The organism is Thiocapsa sp. (assembly GCF_018399035.1).
GTDB lineage: Bacteria > Pseudomonadota > Gammaproteobacteria > Chromatiales > Chromatiaceae > Thiocapsa.
The window spans coordinates 4,688,135-4,711,658 of record NZ_CP073760.1; the positions used below are offsets into that span (position 1 = coordinate 4,688,135).

Genomic DNA, 23,524 nt, shown 5'->3' on the forward strand with positions numbered 1-23,524 from the left:
CCGGCAGGTCATGGAGCACCGCGTTCACGCGCAGACGCGAGAGCAGATGGGCACGGGAGCCGAGCGCTTGGCGCAAGGGCTTGAGCAAGCCGTTGTTGCCGAACCAGCTGTCGGTGACCCCGGGATCGGCGCCCGCGCAAAGATCCCGGCGAAGCTCTGGATCAGGCGCACGGCTTGGGTGAACTTGGTCTCGAAGGTGAGCGCCCGACCGCGGATGCGCACGCAGCGCAGCGCCAGGGTCGCCTTGCGCAGGTAAAAGGCGAAGGCCAACGGCAGGCAACACCAGCGCCCGTGAATGACCTTCAGCAGTCCGACCGTGACGATGGTCTGCGCCCACGGAAAAGCGCTTTGATTGGTCTTGGCGGCATGGTCGAAGCTGCGCTGACAGGCAAACACCTTGGTGCCGGTCTTCGGATTGATCGAGTCGTCCAACACCACCAGCAGGCGCCCGTCGGTGAGGGGGTCGGGGATTGCCCGCCAGAGCACCGCCCAGATCCGCGTCCACGGCAGCTTCACCGAGGCCATGAAGGTGTAGTACTTCGCCTCGCCGATCACCACGCCGAAGAGCGTGGCGATGGTGCGCAGCAGGTTGGAGGTACGCGAGGCGGTGATCGGCAACAGGATCGCCTGCAGCGTGAGAATGAACCAGCGGGCGCGTTCTCGGCCGTGGTCGGAGTTCGGAAAAAGGCCCTGGAATTGAATGGCGAGTGCGGGTAGGATCGGCATCGAATGCGGCTCGTATTTGGCGTCTAATCATTGGCTTAGGCACCTTTCATTATACGCTTGCGCGAGCCTGCATTCATCTTCAACTGCTTGTTTATTCACCGAATCGTCCGCGTTTTTCACACTCGTTCGGTCATCGTGGCAGCCTGGATTTCATCAATAAGCTTTCACTAATATGCGCGCATATTCGTGGTTGCTTATATTATGATATGGCTGCATGAAAGTGAGAAACTTCAGTCAAGTTTAAGCCGGCACAAGTTTGGCCTGCTCGAACAGGTCCGCGAGGGCCTGTTGCAACCGGCCCATGGCGGTGGCGATGGGCCGGTTGGGTGCCTTCGGGCAGCCGTCGAACAACTGGGACAAGCCCGGCCGCAGGATGCGGCTGTGGACCTTGGTGAAGAACAGGGCCACCCGCAGTCCCTGATCGGTGACCCGGTAGCGATGGCTTTGCGGGATGCGTTCGATGAGGCCATGCAGCCGGAGTCGGCGCAGATCGTAGGTCATCCGCCCGCTGGAGTAGCCAAGCGTCCGGGATCGGGGCGGAGAGGACGCGGTCCTGCATGGCGCTCCAGAAACCGGGTTGGTTCATGCCCTTGTCGTCCAACGGCTCGCCGCGTGCGCGCAGGGACTGGTCGCAAAAGCCGTAGAAGGTTCGGGCGTGGATCTTCGGGCCGACCTCGAAGGTCTGGCAGAAGAAGTCTTCGACCAAGGTGCGTCGAGCGGGATCGGGTTCGCCGGGGCCGAGGATCCGTTCGATCCGCCGGGCCAGTCCGTCGGTGGGGGCGGCATCAAGGATGCGACTTTGGTCCAGGCCGGCCGCGTTGAGATTGCGGACGCGGTAGTCGGGGCCGAGTTGCGCCTCGAGCAGCGCCAGCGTCTCGAACTCTCCCGAATGTGCGCCCGCGAGCGCCAAGGGGCTGATGTCGGAAGGGATTATTCTGGCCATGAGCGTCCGTTCTCGATGGTGGGGATCAGCGTTTGCCGATGCCGACGCCGACGCCGCGTCCGACCTAATAGCGACCGGCTGGGCGCTCGGCCTCGTCCTTGGCTGCTTCGGGTCCGGCGGCGGCCCGGACGACCTTGCTGCGCGTGCTCCGACCGTCGTGATGGGTGGTGTCGCTGATTTGAGCGCCGTAGGTGTCCATCGTCGGGGACGTTCTCCATGAAATCGCAAGGACGTGTTCGAGTGTAGACGCCGTGCGGTTTGCGTGAATTGATGAGCGTCATGGTTTGCGACGGAGGTGCCGCCCCTAGCGGGCGAGTGCGCGCAGCGAGAAATGCTCGATGCTGCGTGCCCCGACGGGGTCTGAAAGGACCGGGAGGATGCCGCGGTATCTCGAGGGGCGGAACGACGAGGCCGTGGGGCGGCGACGGATGCCGTTCTTATCTTCGCGGGCGATTCCCTGTATTCTGCCTCGAAGCATTGGTTACTCTGGCACCTTCTATGTGCACTTGCTCCCGAAGGCCTTTCCGCCGCTCAAGGATTCCGGTTCCGATGACGGTCTCCCTGATTCTGCTATGGCTATGGGTTGCGCCGCTCTTCGCCGCGCCCCAGGCCATCGAGCCCCTGGCCAATCCGCTTCGCCCCCCGGATACGTCGAGTCCGCAGGCGACTGCACAGAGCCTGATCGTCAACCTTGAGGACGCCTACAAGATCGCGGAGGATCCAGGGACATCCCGGGAAGAGACCCTCGAACCGCTGCGCCGCGCTTGGCGTACGCTTGATCTGAGCGGCGTGCCGGCGGAGTTTGCCGCGGACATCGGCCTCGAGGCGGCCTTGCTGCTGAAGGAGACCATCGACCGCGTGGGTTTGCCGCCCTACGAGGAGATCCCGGACGCCAGGCGCGTGGAAATCGACGGGATCTCGAAATGGCGCATCCCTTACACCGAGATCACCATCGCACAGGTCCAGGAAGGGCCTCGGACCGGCGAGTGGCTGTTCAGCCCCTCGACGGTGGAGCGTGCGGAGTCGTTCTACGAACGGGTCTCCGATCTGCCATATCGTGCAGAGGCGACGCCCGGACTCTACTACGCCTACAGCCTCACCCCGGGACCCGGTTTGAGCCTGTCCTGGAACGCGGGCCTGCCAGCTTGGTTGGGGCAACAGGTCTTGGGGCAGACGGCGTGGCAGTGGATCGCCGCAGTCGTTGTGCTCATGGCTGGTTTTGCGTTGGGCGTGGTCGGCTATCGCGCCGGACGGCGAACCGATAAGCGTCGTCGAGAGCACGATCAGATCTCGCGAAGGGGAGCCATCCTGGCCCTCTTGTTCGGGGTCGTCCTGGTGCAGGGTGTCAAGCATTTCATCAACGAGATCGTCAACTTCACCGGCCACATGCTGATCCTGAACAAGCAATTGTTCGTGATCCTGGAATACACGCTGCTCGGCTGGCTCGCGGTCTTGATCCTGACGCAGATCCCGGAGGTCGTGATTCGCTCGCGGCGCTTGCGTCCACGGGGCATCGACAGCCAACTTCTCCGGCTCGGGTTCAAGCTACTGGCGTTCGTGGCGATCGCGGCATTGGTGGTGGACGGGGCGCAGCGCATCGGCCTGCCTGCGTATTCGGTCATCACCGGTCTCGGCGTCGGCGGTCTGGCGGTTGCCCTGGCCGCTCGCGAGACGCTGGCGAATCTCCTCGGCTCGCTGGCGATCATGCTCGATCGACCCTTCCGGATCGGCGACTGGATCAAGATGAACGACAACGAAGGAACGGTCGAAGACATCGGCTTTCGAAGCACCCGGATTCGTACCTTTTACGATTCGCTGCTCTCGGTGCCTAATTCGGTCACGGTCAATGCGGCGATCGACAACATGGGTGAGCGGACCTATCGCCGTGTCACGACGAAGCTGAATATTCGGTACGACACCGGGCCGGAGCGAATCGAGGCCTTTCTCGAGGGTATCAAAGAGATCATTAAGGCCAACCCGACCACACGTAAAGACTACTTTCACGTCGTCATGCACGACTTCGGCCCTCATGGGCTCGACGTCTTGCTGTACTTTTTTCTACAGGTCCCGGACTGGTCCGCAGAGCTTGTCGAGAGGCAACGCGTGTTCCTCGAGATCATGCGGCTCGCGGATCGATTGGGCGTGGAATTCGCATTTCCGACTCAGACGATCGAGGTCGAGACCATGCCGGGACAGCCGCATCAAGCGCGACCCGTGCAGAAGCCGACAGAGCTCTCGGCAGTCGCGCGTGACTTCGGCGCAAACGGCAGCGCCGCCCGCCCGCGCGGCTTGGGACTCTTTACGCCTCCGTGCGAGGAGCGCTGAGCATCTCGTTCAGCGGTGGCATGGAGGCCATGGTCGGGGCGACTGGACAAGTGCTTCTGCGCTCGGGGACGATGTAGCGGCGCGAGGAACCATCCCGAGCGGGTCCGCCTTCGGTATCGATCAAAGCTGACGCCGGCGGCTCGGTCACAGTGACATTCCAGCCCGTCCTCCAACTCTCCGAGTGCGGCTCCGTCGGCATGTCCGCCCGGGAAGACGGGTCATGCTTTCGGGCTCGACGAGATGATAAAGCCGAGCCAGACCGGTCCCCGGAGCCGATTGAAGGCCGAATCGGCGGGTCATTTGCGATGACCGGCAGGCATGCCTATATTGACGGTGTTGATTTCAATATCGAGCGTCTCTCCATGCCTCTGCAAATTGCCAATCCTGCCGTCGTCGGCAAGGTCGAGCGGCTCGCCCGAGTGACCGGTTTGAGTAAGACGGCTGCCGTGGAGCGCGCGGTCGATCAACTGCTGCGAGAGCTCGATGGGGCCGCCGAGCCAGCCGCCTGCATGCGTGCGCTGCTGGCGCAGCTCGATCGCATCCCGGACCGAGCGGACGCCTTCGATCCTCTCCCTTGGGACGAGGCGGGACTCCCCGAATGATCGTCATCGACACCTCGGCGCTGGTGGCGATCGTCTTCGGGGAGCCGGAACGCGAGGCATTCGTCGACATCATCCAGAAAGCGCCGCGCGCACTGATCAGTACCCCGACCGCGTTGGAAGCCCGCATGGTCGTGCATGGCCGAAGGGGCGAGCGCGCGGTTGTGCTGTTGGATGATCTGCTGCGCCTGCCGATGTTCGAGTTGGTGGCGCCGGGCGAAGCCGAGCTGCAAGCCGCGTTCGCGGCCTTTGTCGCCTATGGTCGGGGCAGTGGTCACCCGGCCGGCTTGAACTACGGCGACCTATTCAGTTACGCGCTTGCCAAGGCCCGTGGACTTTCGCTGCTGTTCAAAGGCGAGGGTTTCTCGCAGACCGATATCCTTCCTGTTTGGCGACCCGCGTCTTGACATTCGATATCTCGGTACAGCGTCACGAGGCCGAAGACATCGCCTTGATCCCGATGAAAACGAGAGGACACTGAATGCGTCACCGCCCTTGGCGCAATTGCCTGCAGATCTGCCTGATCTGCGCGCTGACCCCGCCCGCGTGGGGTCAAGAGCCGCCCGGTGTGCAACTGGCGAATGTTGAAACCACCGAGATCGTCGAGGAGGTCCGTCTCACCGGGACCGTGAACGCCCTGCGAAGCTCCCGCTTGTCCACGGCCGTTGCCGGCCTGGTGAACAAAGTCGCGGTCGACACCGGCGGGAAGGTCAGTCAAGGCGACCTGCTGATCGGGCTGGACGATGAGCAGGCGGCGTTCGAGCTTGCCGGGGCCCGTGCCGAAACGGACGAGGCCAGGGCGCGGCTGGAGGAGGCCCGTCGCAGGCTGGAGGAGGCCCGGTCGGTGGGCCGCGGGAATATTGCCGCGACCGAAGTCAGCACCCGGGAAACCGATGTTGCCGCCGCGGAGGCCGCCGTCGCCCGTCTGGAGGCCGCCGAAGCACACCGACAGGTGGTGTTGCGCCGACACCGCGTGGAGGCCCCTTTCGACGGTGTCGTCAGCGATCGTTCCAGCGAATTGGGCGAGTGGGTCACGCCGGGAGACACCTTGCTGACGCTCGTGGACACCGACCGCCTGCGGCTGGATTTTCAGGTGCCCCAGGAGGCTTACCGCAGGATCGGCGACGGCTCGGAGTTGCTGATCGACGGCGTCGGTCCCGACGGCGACACCATCACGGCCGAGATCGATGCCCTGGTCCCGGTCGGCGAATCGCAATCCCGAACCTTCCTGCTGCGCGCGATCGCGCCCGACGGCTTTGCCGCCCTTCCCGGAATGGCCGTCGAGGCGGTGCTGCGGGTCTCGGTGGGGGAGAGCGGGTTGACGGTCTCCCGCGATGCGATCAACCGCTACCCGGACGGTCGCGTCACCGTCTGGATTGCCGCACCGATCGACGGGGAGCTTTACGCGGTCCGGGAGAAGCGCGTCACCACCGGCATCGGCTTCCGCGATCGCGTCGTCATTGTCGAAGGCTTGCAAGGCCATGAGCAGGTCGTCGTCCGAGGCAACGAGTCCCTGGATGACGGCATGAAGGTGCGCATCGCCGAGCGGACGGCGCGCTGATGTTCGCCGGCATCATCCGTCACGGCACCCTGGTGGCCGTGATCACCCTGATCCTGGCGATCCTGGGCACCGCCGCGGCCTTGCGCATTCCGGTCCAGATGATCCCCGATCTGGAAACCCGCACGGTGACGGTCGAGACCCGATGGCCGGGGGCGACCCCGCAGGACATCGAAAAGGAGATCCTCATCGAGCAGGAGCGCTACCTGCGCAATGTCCCCAATCTGACCCGAATGATCTCTTCCGCGTCCTTCGGCGCATCGGAGATCGAGCTGGAATTCCCGTTCGGTGTCGATATCACCGAGGCCCTGATCCAGATCAACAACGCCCTCAGCCAGGTGTCCGATTATCCCCGCAATGTGGACGAGCCGCGCATCGTCGCGGCGTCCTTCTCCGCCAATGCCTTCATGTACTTTCGGATCTCCACCCTGATCGGCAACCCCCGCGAGTTGGACATCGACCTGATGCGGGACTTTGTCGAAGACCGGGTGCGGCCGCGCATGGAGGGCGTGCCGGGTGTCTCCGAGGTCACGGTCGGGGGCGGTGCCGAGCGTCAGGTCCAGATCACCGTGGACGAGCTGAAGCTGGCCCAGCGCGGACTGAGCCTGCTGGACCTGCGGGACGCCATCACGGCCCGGAATCGCGATATGTCCGGCGGCGAGATCGATTCGGGTAAGCGCAGTTATCTACTGCGGACCCTGGGACGGTTCGAGGACCTGGAGGAGCTGGAGCAACTGGTGGTCTCGCGCACCGGCGACAGCCTGGTCAGGCTGTCCGACGTGGCCAGTGTGCGCCAGGATCACTCCCGGATTCGCGCGCTGTCGTTCGTCAACGGCCAGCGGGTGCTGGGGTTGCAGGTCAGGCGGGAGACCGGCTCCAACGTCATCGACATCAAGCGGGCCATGTTGAAGGAAGTGGACGCCATCAATCGCGAGGTGCTGGAGCCCGCCGGGTTGCGGCTTGACCTGACCTCGGACGATGCCCGGTACGTGGAGGCGTCGGTGGCCAACGTCTGGACCAATCTGGCGATCGGTGCGGTGTTTGCGTCCCTGGTGTTGTTTCTGTTCCTGCGCTCGTCGCGGGCCACGCTGGTCGCGGTGATCGGCATTCCCTTGTGCACCATCGCGGCATTCATGGGCCTGCTGATCGCCGGGCGCACCATCAACGTCATCTCGTTGGCCGGGATCGCGTTCGCGATCGGGATGACCGTGGACAACAGCATCGTGGTGCTGGAGAACATCGAGCGCCATCGCCGTCTGGGGCTGAATCGGTTCGACTCCGCGCTCAAGGGTGTCCAGGAAGTCTGGCCGGCGGTGCTCGCATCCACCATGACCACGATCCTGGTGTTCCTGCCCATTTTGTTCATCGAGGAGGAAGCGGGACAGCTTTACTCCGATGTCGCCATTGCGATCTCCGCAGCCATTCTGGCCTCCATGCTGGTGGCGGTCACGTTGGTTCCCACCCTCAGTGCACGGATGGGCTTCGGTGTGCGCGAAACCGTCGCGGACGGATCCGGCAATGCGCCTTTCGGAGGTCGGGCCGGCGGCTGGGCCGGGGGCATCGTGGGTGTCGTGCGCTGGCTGGTCGGCAGTGGCGTGCGACGGGTGCTCACCATCCTGATCACGGTTGCACTGAGCCTCTGGATCATCCTGACGCTGACACCCCCTGCCGAATATCTGCCGGAGGGCGAAGAGCCGAAGACCTTCGCCTCCATGAACGCGCCACCCGGCTACAACCTGTCGGAGATGGAGGTCATCGCCAAACAGATCGAAGGCCATTTCCTGCCGCACGTGGGCGCCGCGAGCGACGCCTTTGATGCCGGCGAGGTCTCGGTGCCGCCGATCGCCTTCCTGAACATGCAGGTCAGCCCCACGAACGTGCGCATCATCGCCGAGACCGTCGATCCGCTGCACATCGAGCCCTTGATGGACGAGATCACCGGGTTCTACGAGCAGTTTCCGGGCATGCGTTCATTTGCGGCCAAGGGATCCATCATCTCCAGCAACGACGGCGGGACCCGCAGCATCAACCTGGATATCTCCGGCCCGGATCTGGTGTCCATCTACCGCGCGGCCAACGCCGCCTACGAACGTGCCCGGGAGATCTTCGACAACCCGCGCATCCAGACCCAACCGCGCACGCTGTCGCTGGCTCAGCCCTTGATCCAGGTGCGCCCGGACTGGAATCGGGCCGCCGAGCTGGGTCTGGACACCGAGGCGATCGGCTTCACCATCGCCTCCCTGACCGAAGGGGCGTACCTCGACGATTTCTTCCTCGACGACGACAAGATCGATATCTATCTGTACGGGAGCCAGGGCCGGGAGCCTCGCCTGGACGAGCTGCCCAACGTGATGATCCACACGCCAGGGGGCGCCACCCTACCGCTGTCCGGCCTGGCCACCATCGAGGAGGCCGTGGATGCCGGCACCGTACGTCGGGTGGACGGTCGCCGAACCGTTACCCTGAATGTGATTCCGCCGGACGACGTGCCTCTGGAAACGGGTGTCGAGCGGGTAAAGGTGGAGCTGCTGGACGCCATGCGCAGCAGTGGCGAGCTGCCGTCGGACGTGAGCGTGGAGATCTCCGGGGCCAGTGACCAGCTCGACGCCACCCGCGACGCCTTGAGCGGCAACTTCCTGATTGCCTTGCTCATCATCTATCTGGTGCTGGTGGCGATCTTTGCGCATTGGGGCTTCCCGCTGCTGATATGACCGCCATTCCATTGGGCATCGCCGGCGGCATTGTCGGGTTGGCGCTGCTGAACCTAGTCGGCGGCTTATTGCCGATGATCGGCCTGATGCCGCTGAGCCAGCCCTTCGACATGATCACCATGCTGGGCTTCCTCATCCTGATGGGGACGGTCGTGAACAATCCGATCCTGGTCGTCGACCAGGCACGTCGGAATCTCAGCCAAGAGGGCGTGTCTGTGGTGGACGCCGTGGTGGACGCGGTTCAGACCCGCCTGCGCCCCATCGCCATGACGACCCTGACCACCCTCTGCGGCCTGTCGCCGCTGGTCTTTCTGCCCGGCGAAGGCACCGAGCTTTATCGCGGTGTGGGGGTAATTGTCTTGTTCGGGTTGATGGGTGCGGCGACGGTGACCGTCACCTTTCTGCCGGCTTTGACTGTGGTCGTGCTGTCGTGGGGGGAGAAGCGGGCGACGAAGAGCGAGTTGCCGTTGTCAATGAATTGAGCCGGCTCCGTTTCCCTTGCATGAGATCCGGGAGAGCCACGGCGTCGAGCCATGATGGCACGTCTTCTGCGCTAAACTTGACAAGACCGACCACCCGATTCAGCCAATCAAGTAAGTCCGGAGCCCGACCATGCCGACACCAACCATCAATCCGGACTTCGCCCCGGTGCTGGAGCCCCTCGGGAACGGTGCCGGCGATTTCTTCCTCGCCGCCGGTCTGTACCAAGCGCACAAGATCAGCTTCGGCGCCGCCGCGGCCCTCGCCGGCCTTGGCTACGAGGAGTTCCACTACCGGCTTAAGGAGCACTTCGGTCACGGCTTTGTCATCGCCGACGAAACCGTGGAGGACGACCTGCGGCTCGTCGAAGCGCTCGTGGACCGGCGCTCGTGAGACTCGTCACCAATGCCAGCCCTCTGATCTTCCTCGCGAAGATTGAGTTGCTTCCGATGCTGCGGAGCTGCTTCTTGCAGGTTCTCGCACCACCGGCGGTGGTGGCCGAGACCAGATTGGATCTGCCAGGCTTCATCGAATGCAGGGAATGATCCGAGATCGGGCATGCGTTCGTTCGCGACGCGATCGGCACCCTGCATCGGGGGGAGGTGGAAGCCATCGTCCTGGCACGCGAGCAGGGCATCGATCTCGTTGCCATCGACGACAAAGCCGCCCGGAGCAGAGCCAGTCAGATGGGCCTGAGGCCCATCGGCACCCTTGGCCTGATCGTTTTGGCCAACCGCCTGGGCCACCTCGACGCATCGACCGCGATGACCAAGGTCGATGAGCTTGTGGACATCCACGGCCTCTATCTCTCGAGCCAGGTTCGCCGGCAAATCCGCAGCCAGCTCGGAGGATCATTCACGGGCACGCTCAAGCGCTGAACGCGACTTAAAGGTCGGTGAGCCATGAAGTAATTCAGCCTGGCCGTTCGCAGTAACAACAGTAAGTCTAGCGGGTTGAAGTCCCGTCCGAGGAGTTGTCCGTACGACTCGGTAGCATGAGGAAGCGGCGTCTTGGTAACAAGGGGTCGTAAGTTTCCCCCCAGCAAAAGAGCAGGCCGTAACGCAAGTGAACCTAGAGGTAGCCTCGTAATATTAGGTTGGAGACGCCGACCCTGTGGACAGAAGGGGAAGGTCGTTGGGTGGCCATTGGAAGAACGGAAGTGATGGTCATCGTCTCTCGGGGTAGCAGGGGCGGCATGTACTTGAAGACTGATCTGTCCAGTGCTGGAGATCCATGACGGGGGTGGAGAGAGGCCACCGACGGCGGCGTATAAGGCAACGAAATCGTCGCCGCCCGTCATGGAAGTCGGAGGGGTTCGTAGTACCGTTTGAGACTGGGGGACAACACAACCCTCGGTCGAGGGAAGGGACCCTACTTTGTTCACGCAACCAACGAGTGGAGGATCAGGGGATTGCCATGTCGCTAATCACCCCGGAGACGATCAGGACACTTCAGAGGAAGCTCTACGCTAAGGCCAAGCAAGAACCGGCCTACCGCTTCTACGCGCTCTATGACAAGGTGTACCGGGAGGACATCCTCCGTCACGCCTGGAATCTTGTCCGGTCAAACGCAGGCAGCCCGGGATTGACGGGGTCAGCTTCGCGGCCATTGAGCAAGGCGAAGGGGTAGAGGGGTTTCTGCAGGAGATCGCACAGGAACTGCGCGAGAAAAGCTACCGCGCCCAACCGGTACGGCGTGTGATGATCCCCAAAGGGGATGGCCGCGAACGGCCGCTGGGGATACCCACCATCCGCGACCGCGTGGTGCAAATGGCCGTCAAGCTGGTGATCGAGCCGATTTTCGAGGCGGACTTTACGCCGCACTCCTATGGGTTTCGACCCAAACGCTCGGCGCACGATGCCATCGACGATATTGCCAACGCACTCTGGGCCGGACACACTCATGTCATTGATGCCGATCTGTCGAGCTACTTCGACACGATCCCCCACGCTAACCTCATGGCGGTGGTGGCCGAACGCATTGTCGACGGACGCCTCCTGGCGCTTCTGAAGCAATGGCTGAAGGCACCCGTCATCGGCGTGGACGATCAAGGAAAACGCAGGACGGTCGGTGGAGGAAAAGCCAACCGGGTTGGCACGCCGCAAGGTGGTGTCATCTCCCCGCTGTTGTCGAATCTCTACCTGCATCTGCTCGATCGCATCTGGGACCGGCATCGGCTGAAAGACGAGCTGGGGGCACACATCGTCCGCTATGCGGACGACTTTGTCGTGCTCTGTAAGCAGGGTGTGGAAGAACCGCTGAACGTGGTGCGCCACGTCATGGATCGACTGGGTTTGACGCTCAATGAGACCAAGACCCACGTGGTGGACGCCAAGGAGACGGGCTTTGACTTTCTGGGTTTTACGCTCCAGATGAGTCGAGGCGCCAACACCGGCAAATGGTACCCAAACGTACGTCCGTCGGACAAAGCTGTGGGTAAAATCACGGCGAAAGTGACGGAACTAACGCGACGGGAGTTGACCTGCATCCCGCTGGATGATGTGGTTGGAAGCGTGAACCGCAGCCTTCGCGGCTGGGCGAACTATTTCCATTTCCGCAATTCCAGTCTGGCGATGAGTAAGGTTAGGAACCACGCCGAACAGCGGCTGCGAATCCACTTGCGCAAGCGACACAAGGTCAAGACCTGGGGTGCGGGTTACGCCAAATTCCCGTCTCACGACCTCTATGACCGCCATGGACTGCACCCACTCCCGAAAGGACCCGGCTGGAAGACGGCGCATGCCTTGGTGTGAAGAACATCGGAAAGCCGTGTGCGGGAGAACCGCATGCACGGTTTGATGAGGGAGGGCTGGGAGTCACAGCCATGTCCTGGCTATTTAGGCACCGCGAAACGAAAGGCGCGGAAACAGATAAGCCACGGCTACCGTAATTGGCGACCTGCTCTCTACTCTACCCTTTTCCCCTCTTTTCCCCTAGCTCGGAGGATCATTCACGGGCACGCTCAAGCGCTGAACGCGACTTAAAGGTCGGTGAGCCATGAAGTAATTCAGCCTGGCCCCTTTTCCCCTTTTCGGACTCTCGGCTGGTTCCGGTTGGCGTGTTGGAGCGAACCGTCGCGACGGAAGCCCTTGATGGATATGAGGTCCACCTGGATGGCAAGACCAAGGCAACCAAACGGACGACACAACGCCCGGATGCCGGACAGAGGCGTCGCTTCGACATCTTCGAAGCGCGCTGATCGGATCTCAGAAGAGAGATGCTTGTACGCCGATGTCCGTTGGGTATGAGGCTGGAGTTTGGACCTGTTTGCCTTGCTCTTTGTGGATCTGTTGTGACATCGATGCGCAACCATCCAGGACATGCTCGAAGGCGACCAACCCATCTGCTGCCGTACGTCCCGCGCACAGCTCTACGAGCGCCTGACTGTAGACGACGATCCGGACATCGTTGAGCGACAGGTGCCGTCCGGTGCTGTTGAAGCGACGGACTTTTTCCGTCGCCGCTGTCGCCGCGGCCTCCAGAGCCTTCTCGACCGCGACCAGTGGGCGGCGATCCGCGGCCACCTTCCGGCAGACCATCAGCACATCCAGATCGATCGGCGACTTCGCGGCCAGTTTCGGCATGGCGACCGACATCTCTGCTTTGACCGGTTGGGCCTGAACCAGCCTGAAACCGGCCCCGAGCACCGAAGCGGCCACCGACGTCCACCCATCCTCGCGCGAGTGATGGTAAGAGAACACCAAGAGTCCCTCGTCTTTGAGAGCGCGATGGCACTCGGTGAAAACGCCTTTCAGCTTGTCCGAGAAGCGGTCGGACTCCGTGTCCTGCACTTCCCGAGGATGACGGGTCGTGTCCGGAGTCTCCGCGTCTGCCTCTCCGAACCAGAGCCGATGCCAGACATGGAAGAAATCCGCCAGCTCGGAATAATGCACGTTGTCGTAGAAGGGCGGATCCGTGACCACGGCATCCACGCTGCGGTCGGGGAGATCCGTAGCGGCCGAGTCCCCACAGGAGAGATAGACCGCTCCAGGCGCCAATCCGGACGACGGCCAAGCGTCCAGTACGTCGGCCCCCATGGGGCGACTCTTGCCGAAGAGCTTGCGCCCCGCCGGTTTTCCGGCGGATCGGTCCAGGGTGATCTCGAAGGGCGCGGCCTTGTAGTCGACAGCGCGCAGCAGCCGCGATTGAAACAGGTTCAGGAAGGAGCCGGAGCTTTTGCTCGTGCCCCAGAGGTTAGCCTCGATGGGGGTGCGCTCGGGCTTGAGGACATGGTGCGAGAACATGTGTCGGACTGCCCCGGTGCCCTCGCCCTTGTAGCTCGCGAACAGATTGTTGAACTCCAGCACCCCGGACAGCAGTATGAAGAGTGCGTCCCGCTCCGCACACGTCGGCAAATCGCCGATCGCACCGGCCAGCAGACCGATGGCCAGCAGTTGGCGGCTGTTGAAAAACTGGTCCCAACGGCGATAGCCGTAGTTCAGGACCTGGCGGGTGTTGTATCCCGATTGAATCTCGACCTGCGGGATTGGCGGCGCTAAGACCTCAAATGCGTGACAGGCGTCTTGGTAGGCCGCCTCGTCCGCGGGCGTCGCCCGCAGATACTCCTTGGTGCCGTCTGCACGCAGAACCAGCTTCGCGTAGAGCCTGTGTCGAGGCGGCTCACCTTGGGCACGCGCGGTCTTCGCAATCGGAAACCGGCTGCCGCAATGCCCGCAGTGAGCACTCGCGCCGACCGCAGGTCCTGCATGGGGATCGAAGGTCTGTTGGCAGGCGGGACAGCGGACCAGCTGGTCGGTGAACTTCGCGGGGAACACCTCGCCGCAGTGGGCGCAGATCACCTGAACGCCGGGATGCTTCTTCACATAGGCGTGCTTCGCGAAGATTCGGCTCGAGAACAGATCTACCGGCGTACTGCACTCCGGACAGTCGAGCTGCTTCACCCAAAACCAGTAGAGGACATCGCAGGGCTCGCCGTTGCCGTCCCGGCTGGCGTGAAGCGCCCGAATCCGTGGGGCCGCAGTCGCTTCGAGCTGGGCAAACAGATTCAGCAGGCGGGTTCGGTCGATCGGCGCCAAGGCTGTTCGAACGACGCGCCAAGCGACCGGATTGATGTCCCGCCCGATCACGGTACAACCCAGCTTGTGGGCCTCCCCGATTGTGGTTCCGCTGCCCATGAACGGATCGTAGATCACCGGCCCCGGCAGTTTGACTGCGCTCGCATAGAGATCCATGACCGCCGTTCCCTTGGGCGTCGCGCAGCCCAGGATCACCGCCCGGAACACGCTGCCGAGGCGCTGCGCCCACCACTTGTGGGTATGGTAGATCGGACGCCAGACCTCCTTACGCCAGCTCTCCACCTCCGCGATGTCGCTCAGATACTCGAAGGGAAAGCCGTCCTCGATTGCTCGTATGCCCGGTTCGCCGAGCACTGCCTCGCCATAGGACTCGCCGGACTCCGCAACCATCATTCCGGCAAGATCGGTCAGGGCGGCAGCGACCTGATGAGGGGCTTTCTCGACGAGCTGACGCAAGGAAGGCGGGAGTCGCCCTGCGATCAGGAGCAGCTCGTCGAACGGAATTTCAAGCACCCCGGCGAGGCGGGCAAGCAAGGTTTCCGAAGGCGGTGTTGCCCCGGATTCAACGCGGGAAAGATGGGCGGGGTCGATCCGGCAGCGAGACGCGGCCGCGCGCAGCGATAGGCCGAGTTGTTCGCGGCGGGTCTTGATGACGTCGTGGATGGTCATGGCGACAGGGTAAGGAGTGTTGACGGATCAGTCAACAGGCAGGGTTAGGGGTCAAAGGCAGGGGTCCAGGGGTCGGGTCTTGACTTTTGCCTTGGCAAGAGTCACGACCCGACTCTGTTCCTCGCTCGGCAGCAAGGAGTGGCCTTAGCGCAGCTCGGCGCGGGTGATGGCGGAGATCGCAACCGCGTTTGCCATCAAGGCCGCCCGCATCCGCCGATCAAGCGACGGAGAGCGCTTTTTGAGGAAATAGCTCGAGATGTCCGTGTCGATGAGGTAACGGATCATGCCGACCAGTCTTCCCGCGGGTTGCGGGGCACCTCGACCGGATTCGACCGTTCCGACAGAAAATCTGCGGGCAGGGGCGCCTCGTCCAGCAGCATGAACAGCGATTGCAGCCCGTCGGAGTATACTGATCTCGAGTTGCAAGTCGTGATCATCGTTTCCGCCATCCGCACCAAGCGCCAGTTTCGGAGACGGGATATCGAGCTCCGAACTGGCGCTCAGGCGGCGCGTAACAGAAGCTCGATCTCTGTCGGCCGCCGCTATGTGCAGTGCGAATGATTGAGCCAAGCGCCTTTTTCTCCCGATGCGGATCATCCGCGCCCCGTCGTTCAGCAGGAGATCAGCCCATGATCCAGTCAGTCAGGCCCCAGGCCAACGGCCAGTCCGGGCCGCCGGACATCGAGGCATTGGTGAGCTCTTTCATCGGCCGGATCGGCAATGGGCCGGGCAAGCGGCCGATAAAGCTCTTCATCGCCGTCGTCATCGTGCTCGCGCTGCTGTGGGGGGTGTTGTCCTCCTGGTACACGGTCCAGCCGGAGGAGCGTGCGGTGGTCAAGCGCTTCGGTGCCGTGATCGGCATCAATGACCCGGGCCTGCATTTCAAGATCCCGTTCGGCATCGATACGGTGCAGTTCGTCGCCACCGAGCGGGTGTTGAAACAGGAGTTCGGCTTCCGGACCACCGGCACCGGGGAGGGCGGGCGCACCACCTACAGCCCCCAACAGTTCGAGGATGAATCGTTGATGCTGACCGGCGATCTCAACATGATCGACGTGGAATGGGTGGTGCAATACCGCATCAGCGACCCGATCAAGTTCCTCTATCAGATGCGCGAGCCGACCCGCACGCTGCGCGATATCTCGGAGTCGGTGATGCGGCGCATTGTCGGCAATATGCTCGGTTCCGAGGTGCTGACGGTCGGGCGCGTCGAGATCCAGCAAAAGGCCGGGGAGGAGATCCAGGCGCTGATGGATGCCTATGATGCCGGCATCCGGATCAACACCGTCGAGATGCAGGACGTGGTGCCGCCGCCGGCCGTGCAGCCGGCCTTCAACGAGGTCAACGAGGCCCGCCAGGAGCGCGAGCGGATGATCAACGAGGCGCAGAAGCGCGTGAATCAGGAGATCCCGAACGCCGAGGGGGCGGCGCTGCGCACCGTCGCCGAGGCCGAGGGCTATGCGACCGAGCGGGTCAATCGTGCAGAGGGCGAGAGTGCGCGCTTCTCGGCAGTACTCGCCGAGTATCAACAGGCCCCGGCCGTGACCCGCTCGCGGCTCTATCTCGAGACCATGAACGCGGTATTGCCGGGGATCGGCCAGGTGCTGGTCGTGCAGGACGGCCAGATGGGTCCATTGCCGTTGCTTGAGCTCAATCGCCCAACCCAACCGGCGACCGGAGGTGGTCAATGAAAGCGCTCCTGATCGCCGTTGCGGCGCTGGTGCTGGTCGTCGCCAGTGCTTTCATTCTCTACACCGTGGATGAGGCCGACCAGGCCATCATCGTGCAGTTCGGCCAACCCATCGGTGGCGTGATCACGGAGCCTGGCCTGAAGGTCAAGCTGCCGTGGCAGGATGTGCGTTATTTCGACAAGCGCCTGTTGGTCTGGGATGGCGATGTCACGCAGATACCGACCCTGGGCCGCGAGTTCATCCTGGTGGATACCACCGCGCGCTGGCGGATCGCCGATCCGCTGCTGTTCCTGACCAGTGTTCGCGACGAGGTCGGCGCGCGCACCCGCCTCGATGACATCATCGACTCGGTGGTGCGCGACATGGTGTCATCCACCGAGCTCGAGGAGATCGTGCGTTCCAAGGACTGGGAGGTCAATGTCGATGAACTCGAGGACCCGACCCTGGCCGACCGCACCGATGTGAACCTGGAGATGCAGCCCAAGCTCGGTCGGCAACTGCTGGAGCAGGAGATCCTGGCCCGCGCCCGCGCCTCGATGCCGGCACTCGGCATTGAACTCGACGACGTGCGCATCAAACGCGTGAACTATATCAATTCGGTGCGCCAGCAGGTCGAGCAGCGCATGATTGCCGAGCGGCAGTCGATCGCCGAGCGCTTCCGCTCCGAGGGCCGTGGTCGCAGCCAGGAGATTCTCGGCAATATGGAGCGGGACCTGCGGCGGATCCGCTCCGAGGCCGCGCGCGAGGCGGAGGAAATCCGCGGTGACGCGGATGCCGAGGCGACGCGCATCTATGGTGTCGCGTTCGGTGCCGACCCCGAGTTCTATTCGTTCTTCCGCACGCTGGAGAGCTACCACGCCCTCGGCGCCAACAGTACCCTGATGCTGCGCGCGGACTCCGACTTCTTCCGCTATTTGGAACGATCCCAGGGGATGGAGGAATCCCGGGTGGTGGGGCAGGAATAGTCCGGACAATGTCCTAACCGACGGAACACGGAACAAGAGGATTATCGGCGATCATGATCGGCCGCATCTTGCCGCGTTGATCAAGCTGCCGAGAAGGTGCATTTGAGCCGGTCACTGGTTGTTCACAGACAGGCCTTTGGGCCTGTCTTATTTTCAAACCCTTCTCATCTCCCTTCTTTTCACTGTCCCCTATTTTCCCGATCGGGCCTGCCACTGCCGCCGAGCCGATCGCGCCCGTGGGGCGCCGTGAAGTCCAGTGCCGGCCCCTTCGGCACGATGCCGGTCGGATTGATCTGCCTGTGGCTGCCGTAGTAGTGCCGCTTGATGTGGTCCATGTTCACGGTCTGCGCGACGCCGGGCACCTGATAGAGCTCGCGCGTGTAGGCCCAGAGGCTCGGATAGTCCACCAAGCGTCGCTGATTGCATTTGAAGTGGCCGTGGTAGACGGGGTCAAAGCGCACGAGGGTCGTGAACAGGCGCCAGTCCGCCTCTGTGATCCGGTCGCCGACCAGGTAGCGCTGCCGTGCGAGCCGGGCTTCGAGCTCATCGAGCGTCTCGAACAGCCGATCGAAGGCCACCTCGTAGGCGCTCTGCGTCGTAGCGAAGCCGGTCCGGTAGACGCCGTTGTTGACGTTCTCGTAGACCAACGCGTTGATGGCGTCGATCTCCTCCTGCAGCTCCGCCGGATAGAAGTCCAGGTCGGCGCGTCCCCGGGCGTCGAAGGCGCTGTTCAGCATGCGGATGATCTCTGACGACTCGTTGTTGACGATGACGTCACGCTGCTTGTCGTAGAGCACCGGCACGGTGACGACGCCATCGAAGCCCGGCGCGCTGTGCTCGTAGAGCTGGTGCAGGGTGTCGAAGCCGTGCAGCTGATCAGGCGTGGCGCCGGGATAGTCGCCGAATACCCAGCTCTCCGGCGGCATCAGCGGATGCACGACCGAGACGGAGATCGCATCCTCCAGGCCCTTCAGCGCTCGGAAGATCAGCGTGCGATGGGCCCAAGGGCAGGCGTAGGACACATAAAGGTGATAGCGGCCGGGCTCGGCCTCGAAGCCGTCCTCGCCGGACGGACCCGGGGTGCCGTCCGGCGTTACCCAGTGCCGAAAGCCGGATTCCCAGCGGATGAATTCACCCGTGTCCGCGTCTGCGTCAGTCATATTGCGGTCGCCGTCCATCGGAGGTGATACCAGTGTCATCAGTCGCCGAGCGCTGCCGGGAAGCTCGAACGGCTCGTCGAGACAGATAGTCCGAGGATAGCAGGAAACCCTGGACCTCCTGAGGCATGGACTCCACCGCACTTGCGTTACCCCGATCGGCGGCGTCTATGCTCTTGGATCAGCGACCAACCGCGGATCCCATCCATGCCTGATCTTGCCGAAGCTCAATCCATCAGCGTCGAGGAGTATCTCGCGGGCGAGGCTGTCGCGCCCGTTCGCCACGAGTACGTCGGCGGCGAGGTCTTCGCGATGGCGGGTGCCACCGAGGGGCATGCGACCATCGCCGGCAACGTCTTCGCGTTGCTGCGCGCGCATGTGCGCGGAAGTCCGTGCCGGGTTTACATCGCCGACATGCAGCTGCGCGTCGAGCCGGCGTCCGCCTTTGTTTATCCGGACGTGTTCGTGACCTGCGATGCAAGGGACGCGGCCGAGCCCTTGGCCAAACGCCATGCGGGCGTGATCATCGAGGTCTTGTCCGAGTCCACCGAGGGCTACGACCGCGGCGCCAAGTTCGGCGATGACCGGCGGCTCGACGCGTTGGAGGAATACGTCCTTGTCGACTCCCGCAGCCGTGCGTGCGAGGTCTTCCGCCGCCGTCCGGAGGGGTGGCTGCTCGATTCGGTGCCGGCGGACGGGCGGCTGGTGCTGCAGTCGATCGGCTTTGAATGTTCGCTCGATGCCGTGTACGAGGACGTGGTCTTCGTGCAGACCGAGTCAGCGGATACCGACTGACCACCCGCAGTGGCCGGACGCACGCCGCTGGTCGGTCGTCCGAGCGATCGCCCGCATCGTCAAAGAACGGTCACATCGGTTCTCTACAATCACGGACTTTCTGACCGGGAAGGAGGCTGCCGTGATGAGTTTCGAAAGATCGCGCCGTGTGTTTTTGGCTGGTGCGGCTGCGCTGGCCGCGCTGTTGGCCGCGCCTGCGGGCGCCATGGATCCGCGCTATACGGATGCGGACGGTGACCTCACCGCGGATCCGCCCGCGGATGCCAAGGACTGGCTCGACCCGAACGTGCTGATCTTCGCCTACACCCCGGTCGAGGATCCGGCCGTCTATGCGAAGGTCTGGGAGGGCTTCCTGAAGCACATGGAGGAGAAGACCGGTAAGCGGGTTCAGTTCTTCCCGGTGCAGTCGAACGCGGCTCAGATCGAGGCGATGCGGGCCGGTCGGCTCCATGTCGCCGGATTCAACACCGGATCCAACCCGCTTGCGGTCAACTGCGCCGGCTTCGTGCCCTTCGCCATGATGGCCTCGGCCGACGGCAGCTACGGCTACGAGATGGAGATCATCACCTACCCCGGCAGCGGCATCGAGACGGTCGAGGACATCAAGGGCAAGAAGCTCGCCTTCACCGCGCCGACCTCCAACTCGGGCTACAAGGCACCCTCGGCGATGCTGAAGGCCGAATACGGGCTGGAGGCCGAGAAGGACTTCGAGCCGGTGTTCTCCGGCAAGCACGACAACTCCATCATCGGGGTTGCCAACAAGGACTATCCGGCCGCGGCGATCGCCAACTCGGTGCTCGCCCGGATGCTGGCGCGCGATGTCGTCGAGCCGGAGCAGATCCTCAGCCTGTACAAGTCGCAGACCTTCCCGACGACGGGTTACGGTCTGGTCTACAACCTGAAGCCCGAGTTGGCCGAGTCGATCCGGGACGCCTTCTTCAGCTACCCCTGGGAGGGATCGGCGCTGGCCGCCGAGTTCGAGAGGTCGGGCGAGTCCCAGTTCATCCCGATCGATTACAAGACCCATTGGGAGGTGGTTCGGCAGATCGATGCCGCCATGGGGTCGAGCTACGACTGTCGGTAAGCTATCAGCTATCAGCTATCAGCTATCAGCTATCAGCCATGGGTCTGGTAGGCTTGCCGGTTTTTTGACAGCCACGATTGTTGCTCCGTGAGCCGCGTTTTTCTTGACCTGCTCCGACCGTCGACCCAAACATGCTGACGGCTGACGGCTGACGGCTGACGGCTGACGGCTGACGGCTGACGGCTGACGGCCAGGCCTATCCCAACTCCGAGCGCGCCTTTTACCCATGCTCCGTCTCCATTCCCTAACGAAGCGCTATCGCACCGGTGACCTGGCCTTGTCGGAGATCTCGCTCGAGATCCCGGCGGGGCAGGTGGTCGGGCTGATCGGTCCGTCCGGGGCGGGGAAGTCGACGCTGATCCGTTGCGTGAATCGCCTGGTCGAGCCGACCTCGGGTCGGATCTGGTTGGGTGATCTGGAGCTGACGCGGCTGGGCCGCCGTGGCCTCAGGCATGCGCGCCGTCGCATGGGGATGATCTTCCAGGAATATGCCCTGGTCGAGCGGCTGACGGTGATGGAGAACCTGCTCTCGGGGCGGCTCGGATACCTGTCCTTCTGGAGCAGTCTGATCCGACGGTTTCCGCCTGCGGATATCGAGAATGCCTTTCGGCTCTTGGATCGCGTCGGGCTGATGGAGCATGCGGACAAGCGAGCCGATGCACTCTCGGGCGGTCAGCGCCAGCGCGTCGGGATCGCTCGCGCGCTGGCCCAAGAGCCGGAGATCCTCCTGGTGGACGAGCCGACCGCGAGCCTGGATCCCAAGACCTCTCGCCAGATCATGCGGTTGCTGCGCGAGGTGTGCGCGGAGCGGGGTCTGGCGGCGATCGTGAACATCCACGACGTCGTGCTGGCCCGTGAGTTCATGATGCGTATCGTCGGCCTGCGCGCCGGGGCAATCGTCTACGACGGAGGCCCGGATGGACTGACGCCGGCGGTCCTGACCGAGATCTACGGCGAAGAGGATTGGACCGCCTCGAGCGATCTGTCCGACACCGGGCCGTCCCCGCGCCCGGGCGTACCGGATGCCGATAAGCTGGTCGGCGCCTTGTGAGCGGACCGGCGGTACTGCCCGATTCGGCGAGCGAGCGGACCACGCGCTACCCGAGGCACTGGCGGCGTCCGCCGCTCATTTCCAACGGCCGACTGCGCTGGGCGATCTACGCCGGTGTCCTCCTCTATCTGGTCGTCGGCATCGGCGCCGTCGAGGTGAACTGGGGGCGACTGAGCGAGGGCTGGGAGCGCGGTCTGCGCTTTCTCGGCGGTTTCATCGAGCCGGACTTCGTCTCGCGCTGGGACGACATCCGCGCGGGTTTGATCGAGAGTCTCACCATGACCCTGACCGCGACGGTGGTCGGGGTCTTGATCTCCATCCCGGTCGGGATCGGTGCGGCGCGCAACATTGCACCGTCCACGATCTATCTCGCCTGCCGTGCCTTGATCGCGCTCTCGCGCTCGCTCCAGGAGATCATCGTCGCCATCCTCTTCGTCGCCATGGTCGGGTTCGGGCCGCTGGCGGGCTTCCTGACGTTGACCTTCGCGACCATTGGATTTCTCGCCAAACTCCTGGCCGAGGACATCGAGGATATCGACGCCGCTCAGGTCGAGGCGGTCCGCGCGACGGGCGCCGGCTGGTGGCAGGTGCTCGATTACGGCATTCGTTCGCAGGTGACGCCGCGTCTGATCGGACTCTCGCTCTACCGGCTCGACATCAATTTTCGCGAATCCGCGGTGATCGGGATCGTCGGCGCCGGCGGGGTCGGGGCGACCCTGAATACGGCGCTGGATCGCTATGAGTACGACTCGGCCGCGGCCATCCTCATCCTCATCATCGCGATCGTGCTGGTGACCGAGTACGTCTCGGGTTGGGTGCGGACTCGGGTGCAGTGATGGCGATTCGGCAGACACCCGATGGCCCGATCTGGCGCAAGCGCACGACGCCGCAGTCCATTGCGCTCTGGTTCGGCTGGCTCCTGTTGGTCCTCCTGTTCGTCCTGGCCTGGGAGGCGATGACCCGCAACCAGATCTGGGCCTTCGTGTGGGACGCCCCGGAGCAGGCCGCGGATCTCTTCGGGCGGATGGTGCCGCCGCGCTGGTCCTACATGGACAAGCTCTGGGGGCCGCTGTGGGACACCATCAACATCGCTACCCTCGGGACACTGCTCGCGATCGTCCTCGCCGTCCCGGTCGCCTTCCTCGCGGCGCGCAATACGACCCCGAGTCCTCTGCTCGTGCGCCCGATCGCCATCTTCATCATCGTCGCCTCGCGCTCGGTGAATGCGCTCATCTGGGCGCTCCTGCTGGTGGCCATCCTCGGCCCGGGCTTGCTGGCCGGGATCATCGCCATCGCGCTGCGCTCGATCGGCTTTATCGGCAAACTCCTCTATGAGGCGATCGAGGAGATCGACCTGCGCCAGGTCGAGGCCGTTCGGGCGACCGGTGCCGGTCCCGCACAAGTGCTCGACTACGGGATCGTGCCCCAGATCATGCCCGCGTTCGCGGGGATTACGCTCTTCCGCTGGGACATCAACATCCGCGAGTCCACGGTGTTGGGTCTGGTGGGTGCCGGCGGGATCGGGCTCCAGCTCAAGGCGTCTGTCGACAGCCTCGCCTGGCCGCAGGTCACCCTCATCTTCGTCGTCATCCTCGGAACCGTGATCCTCAGCGAGTGGGTTTCCGCGCGGGTGCGTGCGGCCCTGATCTGAGCGGACCCTTGCGACGGGTACGCGGATCCGCGATCGGATAAACTGCCCGACTCTGTCGAAGCATTCCACCTCATCCGATGGCC

22 protein-coding genes are annotated in these 23,524 nt (G+C 63.5%); 16 read left to right on the forward strand and 6 right to left on the reverse strand.

The window, feature by feature from the left end; translation table 11 throughout:
* Positions 1-24: 24 nt before the first annotated feature.
* From KFB96_RS21385 to KFB96_RS27090, 3 genes are all read right to left on the reverse strand, one after another.
* On the reverse strand, positions 25-726 hold the full coding sequence (locus KFB96_RS21385; protein WP_213461169.1) for a transposase: 702 nt from the start codon (positions 724-726) through the stop codon (positions 25-27).
* A gap of 240 nt (positions 727-966) precedes the next feature.
* Positions 967-1,227 (reverse strand): hypothetical protein, encoded by a 261-nt coding sequence (locus tag KFB96_RS21390; RefSeq protein ID WP_300970678.1) that lies wholly within the window; start codon positions 1,225-1,227, stop codon positions 967-969.
* 506 nt (positions 1,228-1,733) lie between these two features.
* Positions 1,734-1,868, reverse strand: coding sequence for a hypothetical protein (locus tag KFB96_RS27090; protein ID WP_300970679.1), 135 nt, complete (start codon positions 1,866-1,868; stop codon positions 1,734-1,736).
* A 350-nt stretch (positions 1,869-2,218) separates the two neighbouring features.
* On the opposite strand from KFB96_RS27090, the gene KFB96_RS21395 reads away from it, so the two are divergent.
* From KFB96_RS21395 to ltrA, 9 genes are all read left to right on the forward strand, one after another.
* Complete coding sequence (locus KFB96_RS21395; protein WP_213461171.1) at positions 2,219-3,994, forward strand: mechanosensitive ion channel family protein; 1,776 nt, start codon at positions 2,219-2,221, stop codon at positions 3,992-3,994.
* 362 nt (positions 3,995-4,356) lie between these two features.
* Positions 4,357-4,596, forward strand: a complete 240-nt coding sequence (locus KFB96_RS21400; RefSeq protein WP_040733693.1) for a type II toxin-antitoxin system VapB family antitoxin — start codon at positions 4,357-4,359, stop codon at positions 4,594-4,596.
* On the forward strand, positions 4,593-5,000 hold the full coding sequence (locus tag KFB96_RS21405) for a type II toxin-antitoxin system VapC family toxin (protein WP_213461173.1): 408 nt from the start codon (positions 4,593-4,595) through the stop codon (positions 4,998-5,000). Before KFB96_RS21400 ends, KFB96_RS21405 begins: the two co-directional genes overlap by 4 nt.
* Positions 5,001-5,074: 74 nt before the next feature.
* Positions 5,075-6,154, forward strand: a complete 1,080-nt coding sequence (locus tag KFB96_RS21410; RefSeq protein WP_213501539.1) for an efflux RND transporter periplasmic adaptor subunit — start codon at positions 5,075-5,077, stop codon at positions 6,152-6,154.
* A complete protein-coding gene (locus KFB96_RS21415; RefSeq protein ID WP_300970683.1) occupies positions 6,154-8,862 on the forward strand; it encodes an efflux RND transporter permease subunit in 2,709 nt (902 codons plus the stop codon). Before KFB96_RS21410 ends, KFB96_RS21415 begins: the two co-directional genes overlap by 1 nt.
* Complete coding sequence (locus KFB96_RS27095) at positions 8,859-9,344, forward strand: efflux RND transporter permease subunit (RefSeq protein WP_300970685.1); 486 nt, start codon at positions 8,859-8,861, stop codon at positions 9,342-9,344. The genes KFB96_RS21415 and KFB96_RS27095 overlap by 4 nt, the downstream gene beginning before the upstream one ends.
* 130 nt (positions 9,345-9,474) lie before the next feature.
* On the forward strand, positions 9,475-9,735 hold the full coding sequence (locus KFB96_RS21420) for a UPF0175 family protein (protein WP_213455649.1): 261 nt from the start codon (positions 9,475-9,477) through the stop codon (positions 9,733-9,735).
* Positions 9,736-9,944: 209 nt separating this feature from the next.
* Positions 9,945-10,220, forward strand: coding sequence for a DUF3368 domain-containing protein (locus KFB96_RS21425; protein ID WP_213455650.1), 276 nt, complete (start codon positions 9,945-9,947; stop codon positions 10,218-10,220).
* A 729-nt stretch (positions 10,221-10,949) separates the two neighbouring features.
* The gene (ltrA, locus tag KFB96_RS21430) at positions 10,950-12,095 is read left to right on the forward strand and encodes a group II intron reverse transcriptase/maturase (protein ID WP_300971741.1); all 1,146 of its coding nucleotides are present in this window, start codon (positions 10,950-10,952) and stop codon (positions 12,093-12,095) included.
* 453 nt (positions 12,096-12,548) lie between these two features.
* Here ltrA and KFB96_RS21435 read toward each other — a convergent pair whose 3' ends face one another.
* Positions 12,549-15,047, reverse strand: a complete 2,499-nt coding sequence (locus KFB96_RS21435) for a DNA methyltransferase (RefSeq protein WP_213456962.1) — start codon at positions 15,045-15,047, stop codon at positions 12,549-12,551.
* A gap of 144 nt (positions 15,048-15,191) precedes the next feature.
* Entirely contained in the window at positions 15,192-15,332 is a 141-nt protein-coding gene (locus tag KFB96_RS21440; RefSeq protein ID WP_213456959.1) for a hypothetical protein, read from the reverse strand.
* A gap of 344 nt (positions 15,333-15,676) precedes the next feature.
* Here KFB96_RS21440 and hflK point away from each other — a divergent pair, with 344 nt between their 5' ends.
* The gene (hflK, locus tag KFB96_RS21445; protein WP_213456957.1) at positions 15,677-16,738 is read left to right on the forward strand and encodes an FtsH protease activity modulator HflK; all 1,062 of its coding nucleotides are present in this window, start codon (positions 15,677-15,679) and stop codon (positions 16,736-16,738) included.
* Positions 16,735-17,703, forward strand: coding sequence for a protease modulator HflC (hflC, locus tag KFB96_RS21450; RefSeq protein ID WP_213456955.1), 969 nt, complete (start codon positions 16,735-16,737; stop codon positions 17,701-17,703). The genes hflK and hflC overlap by 4 nt, the downstream gene beginning before the upstream one ends.
* Positions 17,704-17,882: 179 nt before the next feature.
* Here hflC and KFB96_RS21455 read toward each other — a convergent pair whose 3' ends face one another.
* Positions 17,883-18,863 (reverse strand): glutathione S-transferase family protein, encoded by a 981-nt coding sequence (locus tag KFB96_RS21455; protein WP_300970690.1) that lies wholly within the window; start codon positions 18,861-18,863, stop codon positions 17,883-17,885.
* A gap of 204 nt (positions 18,864-19,067) precedes the next feature.
* Between KFB96_RS21455 and KFB96_RS21460 the strand changes: the two genes are divergently transcribed.
* The 5 genes from KFB96_RS21460 to phnE (KFB96_RS21480) all read left to right on the forward strand — a co-directional run bounded on the left by KFB96_RS21460 (position 19,068) and on the right by phnE (KFB96_RS21480) (position 23,441).
* A complete protein-coding gene (locus tag KFB96_RS21460; protein WP_213456951.1) occupies positions 19,068-19,655 on the forward strand; it encodes a Uma2 family endonuclease in 588 nt (195 codons plus the stop codon).
* 124 nt (positions 19,656-19,779) lie between these two features.
* A complete protein-coding gene (phnD, locus tag KFB96_RS21465) occupies positions 19,780-20,739 on the forward strand; it encodes a phosphate/phosphite/phosphonate ABC transporter substrate-binding protein (protein ID WP_213456949.1) in 960 nt (319 codons plus the stop codon).
* Between the two features lie 226 nt (positions 20,740-20,965).
* Positions 20,966-21,790, forward strand: a complete 825-nt coding sequence (gene phnC, locus KFB96_RS21470) for a phosphonate ABC transporter ATP-binding protein (protein ID WP_213456947.1) — start codon at positions 20,966-20,968, stop codon at positions 21,788-21,790.
* Positions 21,787-22,626: a phosphonate ABC transporter, permease protein PhnE gene (phnE, locus tag KFB96_RS21475; RefSeq protein WP_300970692.1), complete on the forward strand. Its 840-nt coding sequence runs from the start codon at positions 21,787-21,789 to the stop codon at positions 22,624-22,626. Before phnC ends, phnE (KFB96_RS21475) begins: the two co-directional genes overlap by 4 nt.
* The gene (phnE, locus tag KFB96_RS21480; protein ID WP_213456945.1) at positions 22,626-23,441 is read left to right on the forward strand and encodes a phosphonate ABC transporter, permease protein PhnE; all 816 of its coding nucleotides are present in this window, start codon (positions 22,626-22,628) and stop codon (positions 23,439-23,441) included. Before phnE (KFB96_RS21475) ends, phnE (KFB96_RS21480) begins: the two co-directional genes overlap by 1 nt.
* Positions 23,442-23,524 lie beyond the last annotated feature (83 nt).

Bases quoted from the DNA above. Each gene is read 5' to 3' on its own strand.
- KFB96_RS21385 (WP_213461169.1), bottom strand. From the start codon at position 726: ATGCCGATCCTACCCGCACTCGCCATTCAATTCCAGGGCCTTTTTCCG.
- KFB96_RS21390 (WP_300970678.1), bottom strand. From the start codon at position 1,227: ATGACCTACGATCTGCGCCGACTCCGGCTGCATGGCCTCATCGAACGC.
- KFB96_RS27090 (WP_300970679.1), bottom strand. From the start codon at position 1,868: ATGGACACCTACGGCGCTCAAATCAGCGACACCACCCATCACGACGGT.
- KFB96_RS21395 (WP_213461171.1), top strand. From the start codon at position 2,219: ATGACGGTCTCCCTGATTCTGCTATGGCTATGGGTTGCGCCGCTCTTC.
- KFB96_RS21400 (WP_040733693.1), top strand. From the start codon at position 4,357: ATGCCTCTGCAAATTGCCAATCCTGCCGTCGTCGGCAAGGTCGAGCGG.
- KFB96_RS21405 (WP_213461173.1), top strand. From the start codon at position 4,593: ATGATCGTCATCGACACCTCGGCGCTGGTGGCGATCGTCTTCGGGGAG.
- KFB96_RS21410 (WP_213501539.1), top strand. From the start codon at position 5,075: ATGCGTCACCGCCCTTGGCGCAATTGCCTGCAGATCTGCCTGATCTGC.
- KFB96_RS21415 (WP_300970683.1), top strand. From the start codon at position 6,154: ATGTTCGCCGGCATCATCCGTCACGGCACCCTGGTGGCCGTGATCACC.
- KFB96_RS27095 (WP_300970685.1), top strand. From the start codon at position 8,859: ATGACCGCCATTCCATTGGGCATCGCCGGCGGCATTGTCGGGTTGGCG.
- KFB96_RS21420 (WP_213455649.1), top strand. From the start codon at position 9,475: ATGCCGACACCAACCATCAATCCGGACTTCGCCCCGGTGCTGGAGCCC.
- KFB96_RS21435 (WP_213456962.1), bottom strand. From the start codon at position 15,047: ATGACCATCCACGACGTCATCAAGACCCGCCGCGAACAACTCGGCCTA.
- KFB96_RS21440 (WP_213456959.1), bottom strand. From the start codon at position 15,332: ATGATCCGTTACCTCATCGACACGGACATCTCGAGCTATTTCCTCAAA.
- hflK (WP_213456957.1), top strand. From the start codon at position 15,677: ATGATCCAGTCAGTCAGGCCCCAGGCCAACGGCCAGTCCGGGCCGCCG.
- hflC (WP_213456955.1), top strand. From the start codon at position 16,735: ATGAAAGCGCTCCTGATCGCCGTTGCGGCGCTGGTGCTGGTCGTCGCC.
- KFB96_RS21455 (WP_300970690.1), bottom strand. From the start codon at position 18,863: ATGACTGACGCAGACGCGGACACGGGTGAATTCATCCGCTGGGAATCC.
- KFB96_RS21460 (WP_213456951.1), top strand. From the start codon at position 19,068: ATGCCTGATCTTGCCGAAGCTCAATCCATCAGCGTCGAGGAGTATCTC.
- phnD (WP_213456949.1), top strand. From the start codon at position 19,780: ATGAGTTTCGAAAGATCGCGCCGTGTGTTTTTGGCTGGTGCGGCTGCG.
- phnC (WP_213456947.1), top strand. From the start codon at position 20,966: ATGCTCCGTCTCCATTCCCTAACGAAGCGCTATCGCACCGGTGACCTG.
- phnE (WP_213456945.1), top strand. From the start codon at position 22,626: ATGGCGATTCGGCAGACACCCGATGGCCCGATCTGGCGCAAGCGCACG.